The organism is Paraburkholderia translucens, from assembly GCF_020881035.1.
Lineage (GTDB): Bacteria > Pseudomonadota > Gammaproteobacteria > Burkholderiales > Burkholderiaceae > Paraburkholderia > Paraburkholderia translucens.
Genome location: NZ_JAJITC010000004.1, coordinates 348,047 through 365,221 on the forward strand (window position 1 = coordinate 348,047; position 17,175 = coordinate 365,221).

16 protein-coding genes and 1 pseudogene are annotated in these 17,175 nt (G+C 63.9%); 12 read left to right on the forward strand and 5 right to left on the reverse strand.

Annotated features, from left to right (window positions below):
* Window positions 1–72: 72 nt before the first annotated feature.
* The 3 genes from LJ655_RS09435 to LJ655_RS09445 all read left to right on the forward strand — a co-directional run bounded on the left by LJ655_RS09435 (window position 73) and on the right by LJ655_RS09445 (window position 2,733).
* On the forward strand, window positions 73–786 hold the full coding sequence (locus LJ655_RS09435) for a glutamine amidotransferase (RefSeq protein WP_230560974.1): 714 nt from the start codon (window positions 73–75) through the stop codon (window positions 784–786).
* A gap of 109 nt (window positions 787–895) precedes the next feature.
* Window positions 896–2,008: an NADH:flavin oxidoreductase/NADH oxidase gene (locus LJ655_RS09440; RefSeq protein ID WP_230560975.1), complete on the forward strand. Its 1,113-nt coding sequence runs from the start codon at window positions 896–898 to the stop codon at window positions 2,006–2,008.
* Window positions 2,009–2,220: 212 nt separating this feature from the next.
* The gene (locus LJ655_RS09445; RefSeq protein ID WP_230560976.1) at window positions 2,221–2,733 is read left to right on the forward strand and encodes an SET domain-containing protein; all 513 of its coding nucleotides are present in this window, start codon (window positions 2,221–2,223) and stop codon (window positions 2,731–2,733) included.
* 33 nt (window positions 2,734–2,766) lie between these two features.
* Here the strand turns inward: LJ655_RS09445 and LJ655_RS09450 are convergent, their stop codons facing one another.
* Both LJ655_RS09450 and LJ655_RS09455 read right to left on the reverse strand, forming a co-directional pair.
* Window positions 2,767–4,278, reverse strand: a complete 1,512-nt coding sequence (locus tag LJ655_RS09450) for a sensor histidine kinase (protein ID WP_230560977.1) — start codon at window positions 4,276–4,278, stop codon at window positions 2,767–2,769.
* Between the two features lie 155 nt (window positions 4,279–4,433).
* Complete coding sequence (locus tag LJ655_RS09455; protein ID WP_013090980.1) at window positions 4,434–5,120, reverse strand: response regulator; 687 nt, start codon at window positions 5,118–5,120, stop codon at window positions 4,434–4,436.
* Between the two features lie 149 nt (window positions 5,121–5,269).
* Between LJ655_RS09455 and LJ655_RS09460 the strand changes: the two genes are divergently transcribed.
* Complete coding sequence (locus LJ655_RS09460; protein ID WP_230560978.1) at window positions 5,270–5,494, forward strand: DUF3717 domain-containing protein; 225 nt, start codon at window positions 5,270–5,272, stop codon at window positions 5,492–5,494.
* Between the two features lie 37 nt (window positions 5,495–5,531).
* Here the strand turns inward: LJ655_RS09460 and LJ655_RS09465 are convergent.
* Window positions 5,532–5,955, reverse strand: a pseudogene (locus tag LJ655_RS09465) (phenylalanine 4-monooxygenase); the annotation flags it as partial.
* A 66-nt stretch (window positions 5,956–6,021) separates the two neighbouring features.
* Here LJ655_RS09465 and LJ655_RS09470 point away from each other — a divergent pair.
* Window positions 6,022–6,513, forward strand: a complete 492-nt coding sequence (locus LJ655_RS09470) for an Lrp/AsnC family transcriptional regulator (protein WP_008917944.1) — start codon at window positions 6,022–6,024, stop codon at window positions 6,511–6,513.
* 86 nt (window positions 6,514–6,599) lie between these two features.
* Here LJ655_RS09470 and LJ655_RS09475 read toward each other — a convergent pair whose 3' ends face one another.
* Both LJ655_RS09475 and LJ655_RS09480 read right to left on the reverse strand, forming a co-directional pair.
* On the reverse strand, window positions 6,600–7,136 hold the full coding sequence (locus LJ655_RS09475; RefSeq protein WP_230560979.1) for a class IV adenylate cyclase: 537 nt from the start codon (window positions 7,134–7,136) through the stop codon (window positions 6,600–6,602).
* A 239-nt stretch (window positions 7,137–7,375) separates the two neighbouring features.
* Entirely contained in the window at window positions 7,376–8,275 is a 900-nt protein-coding gene (locus tag LJ655_RS09480) for a LysR family transcriptional regulator (RefSeq protein WP_230560980.1), read from the reverse strand.
* Window positions 8,276–8,419: 144 nt separating this feature from the next.
* Here LJ655_RS09480 and LJ655_RS09485 point away from each other — a divergent pair, with 144 nt between their 5' ends.
* The 7 genes from LJ655_RS09485 to LJ655_RS09515 all read left to right on the forward strand — a co-directional run bounded on the left by LJ655_RS09485 (window position 8,420) and on the right by LJ655_RS09515 (window position 16,977).
* Complete coding sequence (locus LJ655_RS09485; protein WP_230560981.1) at window positions 8,420–9,988, forward strand: CoA-acylating methylmalonate-semialdehyde dehydrogenase; 1,569 nt, start codon at window positions 8,420–8,422, stop codon at window positions 9,986–9,988.
* A 127-nt stretch (window positions 9,989–10,115) separates the two neighbouring features.
* Entirely contained in the window at window positions 10,116–11,831 is a 1,716-nt protein-coding gene (locus tag LJ655_RS09490; RefSeq protein ID WP_230560982.1) for a GMC family oxidoreductase, read from the forward strand.
* Window positions 11,832–12,117: 286 nt separating this feature from the next.
* A complete protein-coding gene (locus LJ655_RS09495; RefSeq protein ID WP_085482994.1) occupies window positions 12,118–12,897 on the forward strand; it encodes an ABC transporter ATP-binding protein in 780 nt (259 codons plus the stop codon).
* A complete protein-coding gene (locus LJ655_RS09500; RefSeq protein ID WP_230560983.1) occupies window positions 12,894–13,652 on the forward strand; it encodes an ABC transporter ATP-binding protein in 759 nt (252 codons plus the stop codon). Before LJ655_RS09495 ends, LJ655_RS09500 begins: the two co-directional genes overlap by 4 nt.
* 66 nt (window positions 13,653–13,718) lie before the next feature.
* A complete protein-coding gene (locus LJ655_RS09505; protein ID WP_230560984.1) occupies window positions 13,719–14,933 on the forward strand; it encodes an ABC transporter substrate-binding protein in 1,215 nt (404 codons plus the stop codon).
* A 188-nt stretch (window positions 14,934–15,121) separates the two neighbouring features.
* Window positions 15,122–16,006, forward strand: coding sequence for a branched-chain amino acid ABC transporter permease (locus tag LJ655_RS09510; protein WP_230560985.1), 885 nt, complete (start codon window positions 15,122–15,124; stop codon window positions 16,004–16,006).
* Window positions 16,006–16,977 (forward strand): branched-chain amino acid ABC transporter permease, encoded by a 972-nt coding sequence (locus LJ655_RS09515; protein WP_230561101.1) that lies wholly within the window; start codon window positions 16,006–16,008, stop codon window positions 16,975–16,977. The genes LJ655_RS09510 and LJ655_RS09515 overlap by 1 nt, the downstream gene beginning before the upstream one ends.
* Window positions 16,978–17,175: the final 198 nt, after the last annotated feature.

Below are 17,175 nucleotides of genomic sequence, written 5' to 3' on the forward strand. Positions count from 1 at the left end.
GCCGGCCGGCGCCGTGCAAGGGTCGGGGCGTTGGGGGCCGGTCGTTAGTTAACCTGAAGATGGGGCAAGCCGATGAACCGGGAAGTACTGGCGATTCGCCATGTGCACTTCGAGGATCTGGGCAGTCTCGAGCTCGTGCTCGGCGAGCGCGGGCGTCCCGTCCGTTATCTCGATGTGGGCGTCGCCCGTATCGAGGCGCCCAATCCGGTTGCCGCGTCGCTAGTGGTCGTGCTCGGCGGCCCGCTCAGCGCCACTGACGAAGCGCTATATCCCACGCTCAAGCCGTTGCTGTCGTTGATCGAAAAACGCATCGCCGCCGGTCTGCCTACGCTCGGCATCTGCCTCGGCGCACAACTGATCGCGCGGGCGCTCGGTGAGCGCGTCTATCCGGCGGCTCAGGCCGAACTCGGCTGGACGCCGCTCACGCTGACCGATGCCGGCCGGGTCTCGCCGCTACGCCATCTGGATGGCGCTCATACGTCGATGCTGCATTGGCATGGAGATACCTTCGATCTGCCCGCCAACGCGACCCGTCTCGCATCGACTCCGGCCTGCGAGAATCAGGCCTTCGCATGGGGCGATCATGTGCTGTGCTTGCAGTGTCATCCCGAGATCCGGGCCGACCGGTTCGAGCCCTGGCTGATTGGGAATGCGAACGAACTAGCCGGCCGCGGCATCGACGCGCGTCGGTTGCGCGCCGACACCGCTCGATACGGCCCTGCGCTCGAAGCCGCCGCGTGCCGCATGTTCGGCGAATGGCTCGATCAGGTCGAACCGAAAATCTGACCGGCTAGCCGAATGGCCTCGTTGGCGTCCGGTCCGCCGCCACGTTCATGCAGCAATCCGCTTGCAGTGCTATGCTCGATCGCTCTCGGGCTTTCATTGGACGTAATCCATGAGCGCGCTTTTCTCTCCGCTCACGCTGCGTAGCGTGACGCTTCCCAATCGTATCGTCGTCTCCCCGATGTGCCAGTACTCCGCGGAACGCGGTGAAGCGGTCGCGTGGCACATGATTCACCTCGGCAGTCTCGCGCTGTCCGGCGCGGGCATGCTGTGCATCGAAGCAACCGCAGTCGAGCCGGATGGCCGCATCACGCCGGGCGATCTCGGCTTGTGGGACGACGCGACCGAAGAGGCGCTCGTGCCGGTGCTGGCCGCGATCCGCAAGCATTCGCATATCAGCGTGACGATGCAACTGGCGCACGCGGGCCGCAAGGCGTCGAGCCATGTGCCGTGGGAAGGCGGCCAGCTGATTCCGGTGTCGCAGGGCGGGTGGCTCCCGCATGCGCCGTCGTCCTTGCCGCACAAAGCGGGCGAGGAGCCGCCGCTTGCGCTCGATGTCGCCGGCCTGAAGCGGATTCGCGAGGCGTTCGCCGCATCCGCGCGGCGCGCCGCGCGTCTCGGCGTCGATGCGCTCGAAGTGCATGCCGCGCACGGCTATCTGCTGCATCAGTTCCTGTCGCCGATCGCGAATCAGCGCACCGACGACTACGGCGGCTCGCGCGAAAATCGCATGCGTTTTCCGCTCGAAATCTTCGACATCGTGCGTGCCGCGTTCCCTGCCGACAAACCGGTCGGCGTGCGCGTGTCGGCGACTGACTGGGTCGAAGGCGGCTGGACGCTCGAAGATACGATCGCGTTTGCGCACGAGCTGGAAAAGCGCGGCTGCGACTGGATCGACGTGTCGTCGGGAGGCGTGTCGCCGTTGCAGAAAATCCCCCTCGAACCGGGCTATCAGATCCCCTTCGCGAAGGCGGTCAAACACGCAACCGGTCTGACGACGATCGGCGTTGGACTCATCACCGATCCGCTGCACGCCGAGCAGCTGATCGAAGCGGGCGATGCCGATCTGATCGCGCTAGCTCGCGGGTTGCTCTATAACCCGCGCTGGCCGTGGCATGCCGCCGCGCAACTCGGCGCGACGGTCGAAGCGCCACCGCAGTACTGGCGTTCGCAGCCGCGCGATCAGAAAGCGCTGTTCGGCGAGATTTCGTTCGGTCAACGGTGACGCCCGTGGCACGTTGAACGAACGCAGCGGCTGACGGTTGAAGGAAGCCGTCGACAGCGTGTAGGATGCCGGTTGTGGCGCAATGCGCGTCGCAAGTCGACGCGGCGCTTGCAGGGCGCCGCGTTTGTTATTTGCGTCAGAAATTGCCGCGCGCTAGACGCGCCTGACGATAACCAGACCTCATTCCCCAGTTCTTCACAAGGATTCATTCAATGAATTCACGCAGGATCGCCGTGCGCCGTTCGGGTGTGCACGGCAAAGGCGTGTTTGCTCTCGAGCCGATTGCGGCAGGGGAGCGGCTGATCGAATACAAGGGCGAGCGGATTAGCTGGAAAGAAGCGTTGCGCCGTCATCCGCATAATCCGGCCGAACCGAACCACACGTTTTATTTCGCGCTGGATAACGGCAAGGTCATCGACGGCAAGGTGAACGGCAACAGTGCGCGCTGGATCAACCATTCGTGCGCACCGAACTGCGAGGCCGAGGAAATCGACGGGCACGTGTATGTGCATGCGCTGCGCGATATCGCCGAAGGCGAGGAAGTCTTTTACGACTACGGGCTCGTGATCGACGCGCGCCAGACAAAGAAGCTGAAAAAGGAATACGAATGCCGCTGCGGCGCGCGCAAGTGCCGCGGCACGATGCTGGCGCCGCCGCAGAAGGGCAAGCGCGGCGGCAAGCCGGAGAAGTCCGGCACGCCGGCGAAGAAATCGAAGAAGAAATGAGGCGCGGCTCGCGAGCGCGGGCCACTCAAATCGCTATACCGGCGCCGAGTGCGCCGGTTTTTTTGTGGCGTGCCGCGCGTTCGCATCGTGGCTGGTGGCAGCATCGGCGGACCCGCCACGCGGCAACAACGGAATTCTCACGATAAAGCGTGCGCCTCCCTCCGGCGCATCCTCGTAATGGACGCTGCCATGATGCAGCACCATGATGTCGTGGACGATGGCGAGGCCGAGACCCGCGCCGCTGTCGACGCCCGCGTCGGCCTGTCCGTCGCCCCGGAAAAACCGCTTGAACAGATCCGCCTGCTGCGAACGCGGCACGCCCGGCCCGTTGTCTTCGACGACGATCTCGGCCATGCGCAGATCGTCGATCAAGGTCTGCGAAACCGTCACCGTGATACGCGCACCGTCGGCGCGCGCGGGCGGCACATACTTCAGCGCGTTGTCGAGCAGGTTCGCGATCACCTCATGCAGCAGCACCGGGCTGCCGCGCACCATCAACGGATCACCGTTCGACGGATCGTCGAGGCGCTGGAAGCCGAGATCCACGTGCACCCGCAGCGCGCGCGGCACCCACTCGGCGCCGGTGTCGAATGCGAGCGCGGCCATGTCGACATTGACGAAGCGGGCGGCCTGCTCGCCCGGCTCGGCGCGCGCGAGCGACAGTAGCTGATTCGACAGCCGCACCGCGCGATCGGCCGCCGCGCGCAGCTCGCGAACGGCCGCGAGCGTCTGCTGCGGATCGCGCGCGACGGCCGCCTGCTCCGCATGCAGCTTCACCGCGGTGAGCGGCGTGCGCAACTGATGGGCGGCATCGGCGATGAATTTGCGTTGGGCATCGAGGGCGGCTTTCAAACGATCGAGGAGCGCGTTCAGCGCGCCCGTCAGCGGACGGATCTCGACCGGCACATAGGTTTCGTCGACCGGTTCGAGCGACGTGTGGGTCTGCCGGTTCAGCGAATCGGCGAGCGCAGTCAGCGGATTGAGCTGCTGATTGACGACGCGCCAGACGATCACCCAGCCGGCCAGCAGCAGCAGCAATAGCGGCATCATGATCGCGACGAGGAACTCGGCTGCGATGCGGAAGCGATGATGCACGGGCTGGCCCACTTCGACGACGATCGGATTGCCGCTCGGCTGATCGACCCGCACCTGCGCGACGCGCACGGTCACGCCTTCGTGCTGCGTCTCGAACACGTACGCGTAATGCATGCGGCGCACGTTGGTGCCCTGCAGCGGGAGTTTGTCGTCGCCGGCAATCTCGGTATCGCCGGTGCTGATCCGGTAGACCAGTTGTTCGACCGGGTCGGAGAACATCGCCTGCGCGAGCGGCGGCACCGTGACGGGCGCGTCCGGTCCGGCAATCTGAATCTGTTTGGAAATTGCGGTCGCGAGGTCCGCGAGCGAGCGGTCGACCACGTGCTGCGTGTACTGCCAGGCGAGCCAGTAAGCGATCAGACCGCTCATCAGCGCGAGCAGCGACAGGGGAGCAGCGAGGCGCCGCAGCAGCGTGCGGCGCAGACTATTGGCGGCGGCCGGCTGGTGCATGATCGTATGCGCGGGATAGTGACAACTGCGGTGGCAACGACGCGAAGCGCCCAGAGACAGTCGGGATGCCGGCTCGGCGCGCGGCGGGCACAGCCGCGGCGCGGCGCCGGTCCGGCGCCGTCAGGCCGCGACTCGATGCGCGGCCTTCACGACGATCATGCGGCCTGGCGAATTTCCTGCAACAGGTAGCCGAAGCCACGCACGGTGACGATTTCGACACGGCAGTTCTCGAGCTTCTTGCGCACGCGGTGCACGTAGACTTCGATCGCGGTATCGCCGAGATCGCCGCCGAAGTGCGTGAGGTGATCCTGAAGTTGCGCCTTGCTGACCACGCGGCCATGACGCAGCAGCAGCATTTCGAGCACCGCGAATTCGCGCGGCGACAACTCGAGCGGCTTGTCGTCGTTGAAGATGCGGCGATCTACGCCCGACAGGCGCACGCCACCGAGCGACACCTCCGGACGCGGCATGTCGCCGTGCGGACCGCTGCGGCGCATCACCGCGCGAATGCGCGCTTCGAGCTCGGCGGGTTCGAACGGCTTCAGCATATAGTCGTCGGCGCCCGAGTTCAGGCCTTGGACGCGATCGTTCAGTTCGTCGCGCGCGGTCAGGATGATCACCGGCGTGTGACGATTGCTCTGGCGGAAACGCGACAGCAGCGTCATGCCGTCGATGCCCGGCAGACCCAGATCGAGAATCACGAGTTCGTGGCGGTTTTGCGTGAGGGCCTGCTCGGCAAAGATGCCGTCATGGACCATGTCGACAGTGAAGCCGGCTTGTTCGAGACTGCTTTGGATGCCGCGTGCGATGGGGCGGTCATCTTCGATCAGAAGGAGTCGCATGGATTTCGCTCAAGTACAATGGGTTTAGGCGTTTGGGCAAGTGGTTCGCCGGGGCGCCTGCTGCACAGGCAGCGCGAGAAGCGGTGGAAAACGCGCCGCAAAGCCGCTGTCGGGCCGTCCCGTAGCACCTTGCCAGCCGTCACGAAGTCATGTCCGAGATAAGCATTCACGAACTGGAAGCCGCGATCAACTTCTGGCGGGCCCGCTCACCTTCGAGCGGCGACGAACTCGTTCTGTGCAAGGAGGCAAGCGCGCTCTCCAAGCCATATGCGCTGCTGATTGTACAGCGTCGGAAGTCGCTATCACTGGATCGTTTCGACCCGATTGCACGGCAGGCGTGGGAAGCTTACGTTCAACTTAATAATAGCCTGTAGAACTGAAGGTTTACCTAGGGAATTGCCTGCATTGCCCTTTCACGCCGTTCCAATTTGCGGCATCGCGGATCAGCCCGAACTCCACTGTGTGCCAATAAAGCCGCGCGAGTAGCGGTAGTGCGCCCGCGTGATGGGCCGCCAGCGCGGTGTGGCCGTACGCGTGCATGTAGTCGGCGAACATCGGGTTAATCAGCAGCGGCACATGGCCGGACAAATCGCGAACGCAGGCGGCGGCGTGAGCTTTGCGTTGACGTCGGCGAAGCACGGCACCCGGTGGGACGGCAGGCCGATGCGCTCGACCCCCGCGAGGAATTCATCGCAGCCGCGGCCTTTGAGCAAGGTCGCGCGTAGAGCTGTCGCCGGACCGCATCACCGACTGCACCGTAGCGTTCGCGCGGCTGGGCGATCGTCGAGTCGGCGCGCGCTTCGAGACAGGCGTCGAACTGTTTCTTGAGCAATATTCGCGGAGTATGGCCACAGTACGCAATTATCGTGTATAAAATGGCCGTTTAATGCGGGAATTAGGTATGCTGGAACTCGATCACTTCGATCTCGCGCTGCTCGACGTGCTGCAGCGCTTCGGGCGCGCCACGCATCAGCAACTGGCCGAGCAGGTGCCGCTGTCGCCGTCGCAGATCGGACGGCGCTTGCAGCGGCTGGAGCAGGTCGGTGTGGTGGATGGCTATCGCGTCGTGCTGCGGCCCGAAAAGCTCGGGCTCGGCGTCACCGCTTTCACGAGCCTGAAGCTGAAGCATCACGGCGATTCGATCATCGAGCAGTTTCAGCAACAAATCGACGTACTGCCCGAAGTGCTCGAATGTCACGCGGTCGTCGGCGATGCCGACTATTTGCTGCGCATCGTCGCGCCGGATCTGAACTACCTGTCGACCTTCGTGATGAAGAAGCTGATGCGCGTGCCGGGCGTCGATAGCGTGCGTTCGAATATCGTGCTGACCACATTCAAGCGCAATGGGCCGTTGCCGTTGGGGCATCTGGCGCCGGGGGCGGCGGCGGGTTGAGGGACTGACGAGGTTGCCGGCCGTGCCGGCTCGTGGAAAGAGGGAGCCGCGCAGGCTTGGGCGCGGCTCCTGCGTAGACGGGAGCTTTATGCCGCCGCCTTTGGCTCTTCTTCGGCATTGAGCAGATCGACATAGGCGACCGGCACCAGATCCGCTTCGGACACGCCGAGGCTCTTGAACATCGCGTGCGCTTCGGCGTGTCCGCCTTCTTCGTCGTCGTCCTGCGCGAGCACCACTTCGAGTTCGACGAAATCGCCGAGACCGTCGACGCGATCCAGATGGATCCGCGTGCGCCCGATCAGATACACGTGCCGTTCCTTCGAGACGATGCCGCGGGTGGTCAAGGCGGTCGCAAGCAGCGCATGCATCGCTTCGGGATTCGTCACCGGACTGCGCGTGTAATACGACGCCTTCGGACCGTCGCGGTCGTCGCGCTGATAGAAGATCAGCTCGGCCGGCGTGCCGTCGTCGAACTGACGCAGCTTCAGGCGGCCGCGCGGCACATCGTAGAAAAAATCCTGCTGGCGGAAGATCAGCGGCGCCTGAGGCGCGAGCTGCGCGGCGCGCTCGCGCAATTCGTCGAAATGCTGGGCGCGGGCTTTGATTTCGATGTTGCGTGCCATGTCAAGCTCCTGTCGATGGATGGAGTGAGCGGCGGCCTCCCCGGTTGCCGGTGTTGTCGGGGAGAGCCGCCGGGAAGGACAAAGTCAGGCGGAAGGGAGAGCGGCGCGAGGTCGCGGCGCGGGCAAACCGACAATCTAGCAAAAAGTCCGTGACGACTCGGTTTCAGGGCGGCGCCCGGGTGGCAGATCGGCGGGCATTAGCGAGACTCATATCGCACCGCGAGCCGGACCGTCTCCGCTCAAATCGCCCACTGTTGTTCGATCAGCTTCAACGCCGCCGCGATCGCCGGCTCGTCCTTGCGCTCCTGGAGCGTGATGAAGCTCAACTGGGTCGGCACCGTGATGCCGTCGACGATCGTCAACGCGTGCGCATGCGCTTCGGCGATCGCGGTCGCGTCCCGCGCGAGCGTAAGACCGACGCCCGACTTGACCAGATCGAGCATCGACGGCTCCTGGTCCACCTCAGCCACCTTGACCGGCTTCACGCCCGCCTCGCCGAAGCACCGCGACAGCAGCCGGTTGTGCGCGGACGCGGGCGGCGTCCAGATCCACGGCAGCGCCGCGAGCGAGCGCCAGTCGCGCGCACCTTTCACGCGATCTTTCCAGCCCGCCGGCGCCAGCACGCGATACTGGAAATGTGTGAGCGTGACCGCATGAAACGTGGCGCCGTCGTGGGTGCCCTCGTCGGAGGGCAGGCCGATGTAGTAACCGACGTCGAGTTCGCCCGCGCGGATCTGCTCGCGCACCCAGCCCGACATGCCGTGACGCAGCGCGGTTTCGATCTGCGGCCAGGTCTCGACGAGCTGCTTCAGGAAACCGCCGAGGCGCAGGAACTCGGGGTCGAGAATGGTGCCGATGCGCAGTCGCCCGCGCACTTCCTGGCGCAGCGTCTGCGCGGCGCGTTGCACGTCGGCAGCCGCGCCGAGCGCGCGTTCGGCGTGCGGCAGCAGCGCCTGGCCGTCGCGCGTGAGGGCCAGCCCGTGGGAAGTCCGCGTGAACAGCGTCACGCCGAGCGTCTCCTGCAAGTGCTTGATTTGCAGGCTGACGGCAGGTTGGGTCAGGTGCAGTTGCACCGCGGCACGGGTGAGGTTGCCCTCGCGTGCGACGGTGACGAAGGCCCGAAGCAGAGTCAGATCCATGACGTGATATTAGCGCGGCTTATAGTGCAATTGAGCATTACTCATTGGATTTGTCGCCCGCACGGGCCGTACGCTTGGCATTCAGCATGCTTTGGCGCGCAGTACCGCGCGCAAGGCGGAAGACTTCACAGGACGAGGAACAAGATGAGCGAGACATATCCCAGCGAAACCGCGCCCACCGAAAGCGCCCACGGCGACGCCGCGCGCCGCGTGGCCGGCGCACGCGCGCTGAGCCATTTCATCAACGGCAAGCCCGTCGAAGGCACGAGCGGGCGCTTTGGCGATGTCTTCAATCCGGCGCTCGGCAGCGTCAGCGCGCGAGTGCCTCTCGCGAGCGTCGCTGAGGTGGATGCCGCGGTCGCGGCCGCGAAAGCCGCGTTTCCCGCATGGAGCGAAACCGCGCCGATCAAACGAGCGCGCGTGCTGTTCAAGTTCAAGGAATTGCTCGACCGGCATCACGACGAACTCGCGGAGTTGATCACGCGCGAGCACGGCAAGGTGTTTTCCGACGCGAAAGGCGAGGTGATGCGCGGCATCGAAATCGTCGAATTTGCGTGCGGCATTCCGAATCTGCTGAAGACCGACTTCACCGATCAGATCGGTGGCGGCATCGACAACTGGAATCTGCGTCAACCGCTCGGCGTGGTCGCGGGTATCACGCCGTTCAATTTTCCGATGATGGTGCCCTGCTGGATGTTCCCCGTCGCGCTCGCGTGCGGCAACACCTTCGTGCTGAAGCCGTCCGAACGCGATCCGTCCGCATCGAACCGGCTCGCCGAACTGCTCAAGGAAGCGGGCTTGCCGGACGGCGTCTTCAACGTCGTGCACGGCGACAAGGTCGCGGTCGACGCGCTGCTCGTGCATCCGGAAGTGAGCGCGCTGTCGTTCGTCGGCTCGACGCCGATCGCCGAATATATTTACACGGAAGGCACGAAGCACGGCAAGCGTGTACAGGCGTTGGGCGGTGCCAAGAATCACCTCGTCGTGATGCCCGACGCCGATCTCGACCAAGCCGTCGACGCACTGATCGGCGCCGCTTATGGCTCGGCCGGCGAGCGCTGCATGGCGATTTCGGTGGCGGTGGCGGTGGGGCATATCGCCGATGAACTGATCGAGCGTCTGACGCCGCGCGTGAAGAGCCTGAAGATCCTCGATGGCATGGAAGCGGCCGCCGAGATGGGGCCGCTCGTTACCGGCGCGCATCGCGACAAGGTGGTCGGCTATATCGACGCCGGCGTCGCGGCGGGCGCAAAGCTCGTCGTCGATGGCCGCGGTCATACGGTCGCGGGGTACGAGAAGGGCTTTTTCCTCGGCGGCACGTTGTTCGACGACGTCTCGCCCGAGATGAAGATCTACCGCGAGGAGATTTTCGGACCGGTGCTGTGCGTCGTGCGCGTGCCGGACTTCGCCTCCGCCGTCGAGCTGATCAACGCGAATCAGTTTGCGAACGGCGTGTCGCTGTTCACCTCCGACGGCGGCATTGCGCGCGCGTTCTCGCGGCAGATCGAGATCGGCATGGTCGGCATCAACGTGCCGATTCCGGTACCGATGGCGTGGCATTCGTTCGGCGGCTGGAAGAAGTCGCTGTTCGGCGATCATCATGCGTACGGTGAGGAAGGCGTGCGTTTCTACACGCGCTACAAGAGCATCATGCAGCGCTGGCCAGACAGCATCGCGAAGGGCGCCGAATTCACGATGCCGGTCGCCAAATAGGCGGGCGGCTGTGCGCGACAGCAAGTCCGCACGCGTGCCAGAAAAAATAAAAGCGCGTCGCCGCGCATGCGTCAGAAGCGCTCGAGCTTCAACGCATGCGCGGCAGAAATGCTTAGGAGACTGAACGATGAACCATAGCGACAGTACGCCCGGAACCCGACGGCGGCTCGAGGGCGAGTTCGACTACATCATCGTCGGGGCCGGCACGGCGGGCTGCGTGCTGGCGAACCGGCTCACCGAAGATCCCGATATCCGCGTGCTGTTGCTCGAAGCTGGCGGCAAAGACGACTACCACTGGATCCACGTGCCGGTGGGCTATCTGTACTGCATTGGCAATCCGCGCACGGACTGGCTGTACAAGACGCAGGCCGAGCCAGGGCTGAACGGCCGCGCGCTGTCGTATCCGCGTGGGCGCGTGCTTGGCGGCAGTTCGTCGATCAACGGCATGATCTATATGCGCGGCCAGCGCGAAGACTACGACGAATGGGCGCGCGTCACGAACGACAGCGCATGGTCATGGAACGCGGTGCTGCCGGTCTTCAGGCGCAGCGAGGACCATTACGGCGGCGCCACCGAATCGCACGGTGCGGGCGGACCTTGGCGCGTCGAAAAGCAGCGCCTCAAATGGAAGATTCTCGAAGAATTCGCGCAAGCCGCGCAGCAAACCGGCATTCCCGCCACTGACGATTTCAACCGCGGCGACAACACCGGCGTCGGCTACTTCGATGTCAACCAGAAGCGCGGCGTTCGCTGGAATGCATCGAAGGCATTTTTGAGGCCCGCGCTGAAGCGCGGAAATCTGACGGTCATTACCGGTGCCCACACGCAGCGTGTCGTGTTCGATGGCCGCCGCTGCAACGGTGTCGAATATCGGGGCAGCGACGCCGAGTATCTCGTCAAAGCGCGTTGCGAAGTGATTCTTTGCGCGGGCGCGGTCAACTCGCCGCAACTGCTCGAACTGTCCGGCGTCGGCAATGGTGCGCGTCTGCAGAATCTCGGCATCGAGGTCGTTCAGGATCTGCGCGGCGTCGGCGAAAATCTGCAGGACCATCTCCAGCTGCGCATGGCGTATCGGGTGCAGGGCGTGCGCACGCTCAATACAATATCCGCGCACTGGTGGGGCAAGCTGATGATCGGCATGCAGTACGCGTTGTTTCAGAGCGGACCCATGTCGATGTCGCCGTCGCAACTCGGTGCATTCGCGAGGTCCGACGCCGACGATCGTTCGCTCTCGCGACCCGATCTCGAGTATCACGTGCAACCCTTGTCGCTCGATCGCTTTGGTGAACCGCTGCATCGCTTCAATGCGTTCACGGCTTCGGTCTGTCAATTGCGCCCCACGTCGCGCGGCAGCATCCATATTGCGTCGGCCGATGCGGCTGCGCCGCCGTTGATCGCCCCGAACTATCTGTCGACCGACTACGACCGCCACGTCGCCGCGAATGCGCTGCGGCTCACGCGTCGCATCGTCGCGGCGCCTGCGCTCGCGCGTTATCAGCCGCGTGAGATTCTGCCGGGTCTCCAGTATCAGAGCGAAGCAGAATTGCAGCAGGCCGCGGGCGCGGTGGGCACGACGATCTTTCATCCGGTCGGCACCTGCCGCATGGGCACGACCGACGATCCCGCCGCGGTCGTCGATAGCAGGCTACGCGTTTTCGGAGTGGAAGGGTTGCGGGTGGTCGATGCCTCGGTGATGCCCAACATCACGTCGGGCAATACGAATTCGCCGACGCTGATGATCGCCGAGCGTGCGAGCGAGATGATCCGCGAGGATCGCCGCGCGCGCGTGAGCGGCGGCATGGCCGCGCCCACGAGCGTCGCCGCGTCGATGTCAGCTGTGTGACATGCCGCGCGAGCGCATCGGTCATGTTTTCCGCGCGCACGCGAGGCGCATGAACCGCGCTTCGCGTGCGCACGGAGCGGGCCTCATTCACTAAGTGCAAATCCCAATGAATGCGCTGCATCATTGGGGCGACAATGGCAGCCATGCTGCGGGCAGCGCCATCGATGATCTCGGGATTGGTGCAGCACGCCAACGAGCGGCAAGGGGTGCCGCCAACATAACAAGTCGCGCAGAGCTTCGCGCGGAACGATCGACGTGCTTCGCCTTACTCCGCATGGAAGGGAACATGATTCTCGGCGATACGATTCTCGAAACGCGTGGCCTCACCCGTGAGTTCAAAGGCTTTGTCGCCGTGAACGGGGTCAACCTGCGCGTGCGCCGTGGTTCGATCCATGCGCTGATCGGCCCCAATGGAGCGGGCAAGACCACCTGCTTCAATCTGCTCACCAAATTTCTCGAACCCACCGCGGGTCAGATCGTTTTCAACGGCGTCGATATCACCAGCGAGCGTCCTGCGCAGATCGCACGGCGCGGCATCATTCGTTCATTCCAGATCTCCGCGGTATTTCCGCATCTGACGGCATTGCAGAATGTGCGCATCGGCTTGCAGCGCTCGCTCGGCACCGCGTTTCACTTCTGGAAGAGCGAACGCACGCTGCGGAGTCTGAACGATCGCGCGATGGATCTGCTGACCCAGGTCGGCCTGACCGATTTCGCCGATGTGTTGACGGTCGAGCTTGCATACGGCCGCAAGCGCGCGCTCGAAATCGCGACCACGCTCGCGATGGAACCGGAACTGATGCTGCTCGACGAACCGACGCAAGGCATGGGTCATGAGGACGTCGATCGCGTGACCGCGCTGATTAAAAAAGTATCGGCAGGCCGCACGATCCTGATGGTCGAGCACAACATGAACGTGATCGCCGGTATCTCCGACACGATCACCGTACTGCAACGGGGCGAAGTGCTCGCCGAGGGCAGCTACGCGGAAGTGTCGAAGAATCCGCTCGTGATGCAAGCCTACATGGGCAGCGCCGACGCGGCGCTCGCCGGAGCCCACGCATGAATACGACGGTCGAGCGCGAAGGCCTCGAAGCGAACCAAACGAAAAGCGGCGCACCCGCGCTGGAAATCGCGGGACTGCAAGCCTGGTACGGGGAATCCCACATTCTGCACGGCGTCGATCTGTCGATCGGCCGCGGCGAGGTCGTGACGCTGCTCGGTCGCAATGGCGCGGGCCGCACCACGACGCTGCGCGCAATCATGGGCCTCACGGGTCGCCGCACCGGCTCGATCCGTATCGGCGGACGCGAAACGATCGATCTGCCCACGCATCGCATCGCGCATTGCGGCATCGGCTATTGCCCGGAAGAGCGCGGTATTTTTTCGAGCCTGTCGTGCGAGGAAAATCTGCTGCTGCCGCCGCCCATCGGCGACAAGGCGCACATGATGTCGCTCGAGGAGATCTACGCGATGTTCCCGAATCTGCATGAGCGGCGCATGAGTCAGGGCACGCGGCTCTCAGGCGGCGAACAGCAGATGCTGGCGGTCGCGCGGATTCTGCGCACCGGCGCGAATCTGCTGCTGCTCGATGAAATCTCGGAAGGGCTCGCGCCCGTGATCGTGCAGGCGCTCGCGCGCATGATCGTCACGCTCAAGGGGCGCGGCTACACGATCGTCATGGTGGAGCAGAACTTCCGTTTCGCCGCACCGCTCGCGGATCGTTTCTACGTGATGGAGCACGGCACGATCGTCGAGCATTTCGGGGCCGGCGAGCTCGAAGGCAAGATGCCGGTGCTCCACGATTTACTGGGCGTATAGACAGACACGGACTCCCTCACGCCCGACTGCCTCTGATAACCACAAGCGAAGAACCAGGAGACACGCATGAAAAGAAATCCACTCGCGCGGCTTGCCTCACTCTGTTTCGCGGTCGCTGCCGGCGCCGCACTGACGCTGGGCAGCGCGCAAGCGGCCGACGATGCCGTGAAGATCGGCTTCATCACGGATCTGTCGGGACTGTACGCGGACATCGACGGGCAGGGTGGTCTTGAAGCGATCCGGATGGCGGTCGCCGATTTCGGCGGCAAGGTCAACGGCAAGCCGATCACGGTGCTGTACGCGGATCACCAGAATAAGGCGGACATCGCGGCGTCGCGCGCTCGCGAATGGTTCGACCGCGATGGCGTCGACGTGGTGATCGGCGGCACAAACTCGGCGACCGCTCTGTCGACGAACACCGTCGCGGGCGAGAAACACAAGGTCTACATCAACGTCGGCGCCGGCGCGGATACGCTGACCAACGAGCAATGCACGCCCTACACGATCCACTACGCGTATGACACGACGGCGCTGGCAAATGGCACGGGCTCGGCGGTGACGAAGCAGGGCGGCAAGACGTGGTATTTCCTGACGGCAGACTACGCCTTCGGCAAGGCGCTTGAAAAAGCGACCTCGGACGTCGTGAAGGCGAACGGCGGCCAGGTGCTCGGCGAGGTACGCCATCCGCTGTCGGCGTCGGACTTCTCGTCGTTCCTGCTGCAGGCGCAGGCGTCGAAGGCGCAGATACTCGGCCTCGCGAACGCTGGCGGCGACACGATCAACTCGATCAAGGCGGCGAAGGAATTCGGCATCACGAAGACGATGAAGCTCGCGGCGCTGCTGATGTTCATCAACGACGTGCACAGCCTTGGTCTCGAAACGACGCAAGGTCTCGTGCTGACCGACAGCTGGTACTGGAACAAGGACGCCGACACACGCAAGTGGTCGCAGCGCTACTTCGACAAGATGAAGAAGATGCCGTCGAGCCTGCAGGCTGCGGACTACTCGGCGGCGATGAACTATCTGAAGGCGGTGCAGGCGGTCGGCAGCACCGATCCGGACAAGGTGATGGCGCAGCTGCGCAAGACGAAGATCGACGACTTCTACGCGAAGGGCTACATCCGTCAGGACGGCAGCATGATCCACGACATGTACCTGATGCAGGTGAAGACACCGGCCGAATCGAAGGAGCCGTGGGACTACTACAAGATCACAGCAACGATTCCCGGCGATCAGGCCTTCACGACCAAAGCGCAGACCCGCTGCGCGCTGTGGAAGTAAGCGCGGGCCCCGGGTAAGCGGTCGCGGACCGCGCGGACCCGGGAGTACCGTCGGCGGTGCAGGGCACGCGCTGGCGGTTGAGCGTTTCAGATGCCGCACGTGATGAGCAGCGTCCGCTCGTCGCGTGCCGGCTGGATCGTGCGTGACCGATCTCACCTTGACGATGGCTTGAAGGGCTAAGGGCTTCAATGGACATCTTTGGCGTTCCGCTACCGGCGATGCTGAGCCAGCTACTGCTCGGGCTCGTGAACGGCTCGTTCTACGCGATTCTGAGCCTCGGGCTGGCGGTGATTTTTGGCCTGCTCAACGTGATCAACTTCGCGCATGGCGCGTTGTTCATGCTCGGCGCGATGCTCACGTGGATGGGGCTGTCGTATTTCAATCTGCCGTACTGGGTGATGCTGGTGGTCGCGCCGCTCGTCGTCGGCGTGCTCGGCGTTGCGATCGAGCGCTCGATGCTGCGCTGGCTCTACAAGCTCGATCATCTATATGGCCTGTTGCTGACCTTTGGTCTCACGCTCGTGATCGAGGGCGTGTTCCACTCGATCTACGGCTCGTCAGGCCAGCCGTACGATGTGCCATCGGCGCTGTCGGGCGCGACCAATCTCGGCTTCATGTTCCTGCCGAACTATCGCGCGTGGGTGGTCGTCGCGTCGCTCGCCGTATGCTTCGCGACGTGGTTCGTGATCGAAAAGACGCGGCTTGGTGCGTATCTGCGCGCGGGCACCGAAAATCCGAAGCTCGTCGAGGCGTTCGGCGTCAACGTGCCGCTGATGATCACGCTGACCTACGGCTTTGGCGTCGGGCTGGCGGCGTTTGCCGGCGTGCTCGCGGCACCGGTGATTCAGGTGTCGCCGCTGATGGGCCAGTCGATGATCATCACCGTCTTCGCGGTGGTCGTGATCGGCGGCATGGGCTCGATCATGGGTTCGATTCTGACCGGCCTGATGCTCGGCGTAGTCGAAGGACTCACGCGGGTGTACTACCCGGAAGCGTCGGCGACCGTGGTCTTCGTGATTATGGCGCTCGTGCTGCTCGTGCGTCCGGCGGGTCTTTTCGGCAGGGAAAAATGATGCAGAGAAAAGCGCTCTACGGTCTGCTGCTGATCGTGCTGCTCGCGGTGCCGGTGCTCGGCATCTATCCGCTCTTCGTGATGAAGGTCATGTGCTTTGCTCTGTTCGCGGCCGCCTTCAATCTGCTGATCGGCTATACGGGCTTGCTGTCCTTTGGTCACGCGATGTTCCTTGCGTCGGCTGGCTACGTGACCGGCTATGCGATGCAGACGCTCGGCCTTTCGCCGGAGCTCGGTGTGGCGAGCGGTACCGCGGTGGCGACGCTGCTCGGGCTCGTCGTCGGCTTTTTCGCGATTCGCCGTCAGGGCATCTACTTCGCGATGGTGACGCTCGCGCTTGCGCAGATGGTCTACTTCGTGTTCCTGCAGGCGCCATTCACCCACGGTGAAGATGGCCTGCAAGGCGTGCCGCGCGGCAAGCTGTTCGGCGTGCTCAGTCTGTCATCGGATGTCGCGCTGTATTTCGTCGTGCTAGCGGTGATGGTCGCAGCGTTCCTGCTGATCGTGCGCATCGTGCATTCGCCGTTCGGGCAGGTGCTCGTCGCGATCAAGGAGAACGAGCCCCGCGCGGTGTCGCTGGGTTACGACACCGACCGTTTCAAGCTGCTCGCATTCATTCTGTCGGCTGGCCTCGCGGGTCTCGCGGGTTCGCTGAAGGTGCTGGTGCAAGGCTTCGAAACGCTGAGCGATGCCTATTGGACGATGTCCGGCCTCGTGATTCTCATGACACTGGTAGGCGGCATGGGCACGCTGTTTGGTCCCTTGCTCGGTGCCGCGCTGATCGTGTCGCTCGAAGACCGGCTCGGCGATATCGGCTCCGCGCTGGCGTCGGTGACCGGCATCGACTGGTTCCGTTCGCTCGGCGAGTCGGTGACGATCGTCACGGGGCTGATTTTTATCGCATGTGTGCTGGCGTTCCGGCGCGGCATTGTTGGAGAGATCGTCGCACGCGTGCGGCCGCTGCGGGCTTGAGATTATCGGCTTGATCGTGCCTGCAAGGTCGGACGCTTGATGCAGTGCGATAAACCATTTCTTCGGTGTCCGATCTAATTTTGCGTCTTCCTGAAGGCCCGCTGAATCCGAGCGCCGAGCAAACTTGTGGCAGATTGTGCGATGTCAGTCCCGCCGAACGTGCCCCAGTTCGGTGCCGCAGTGCACCACTAGGGTAAT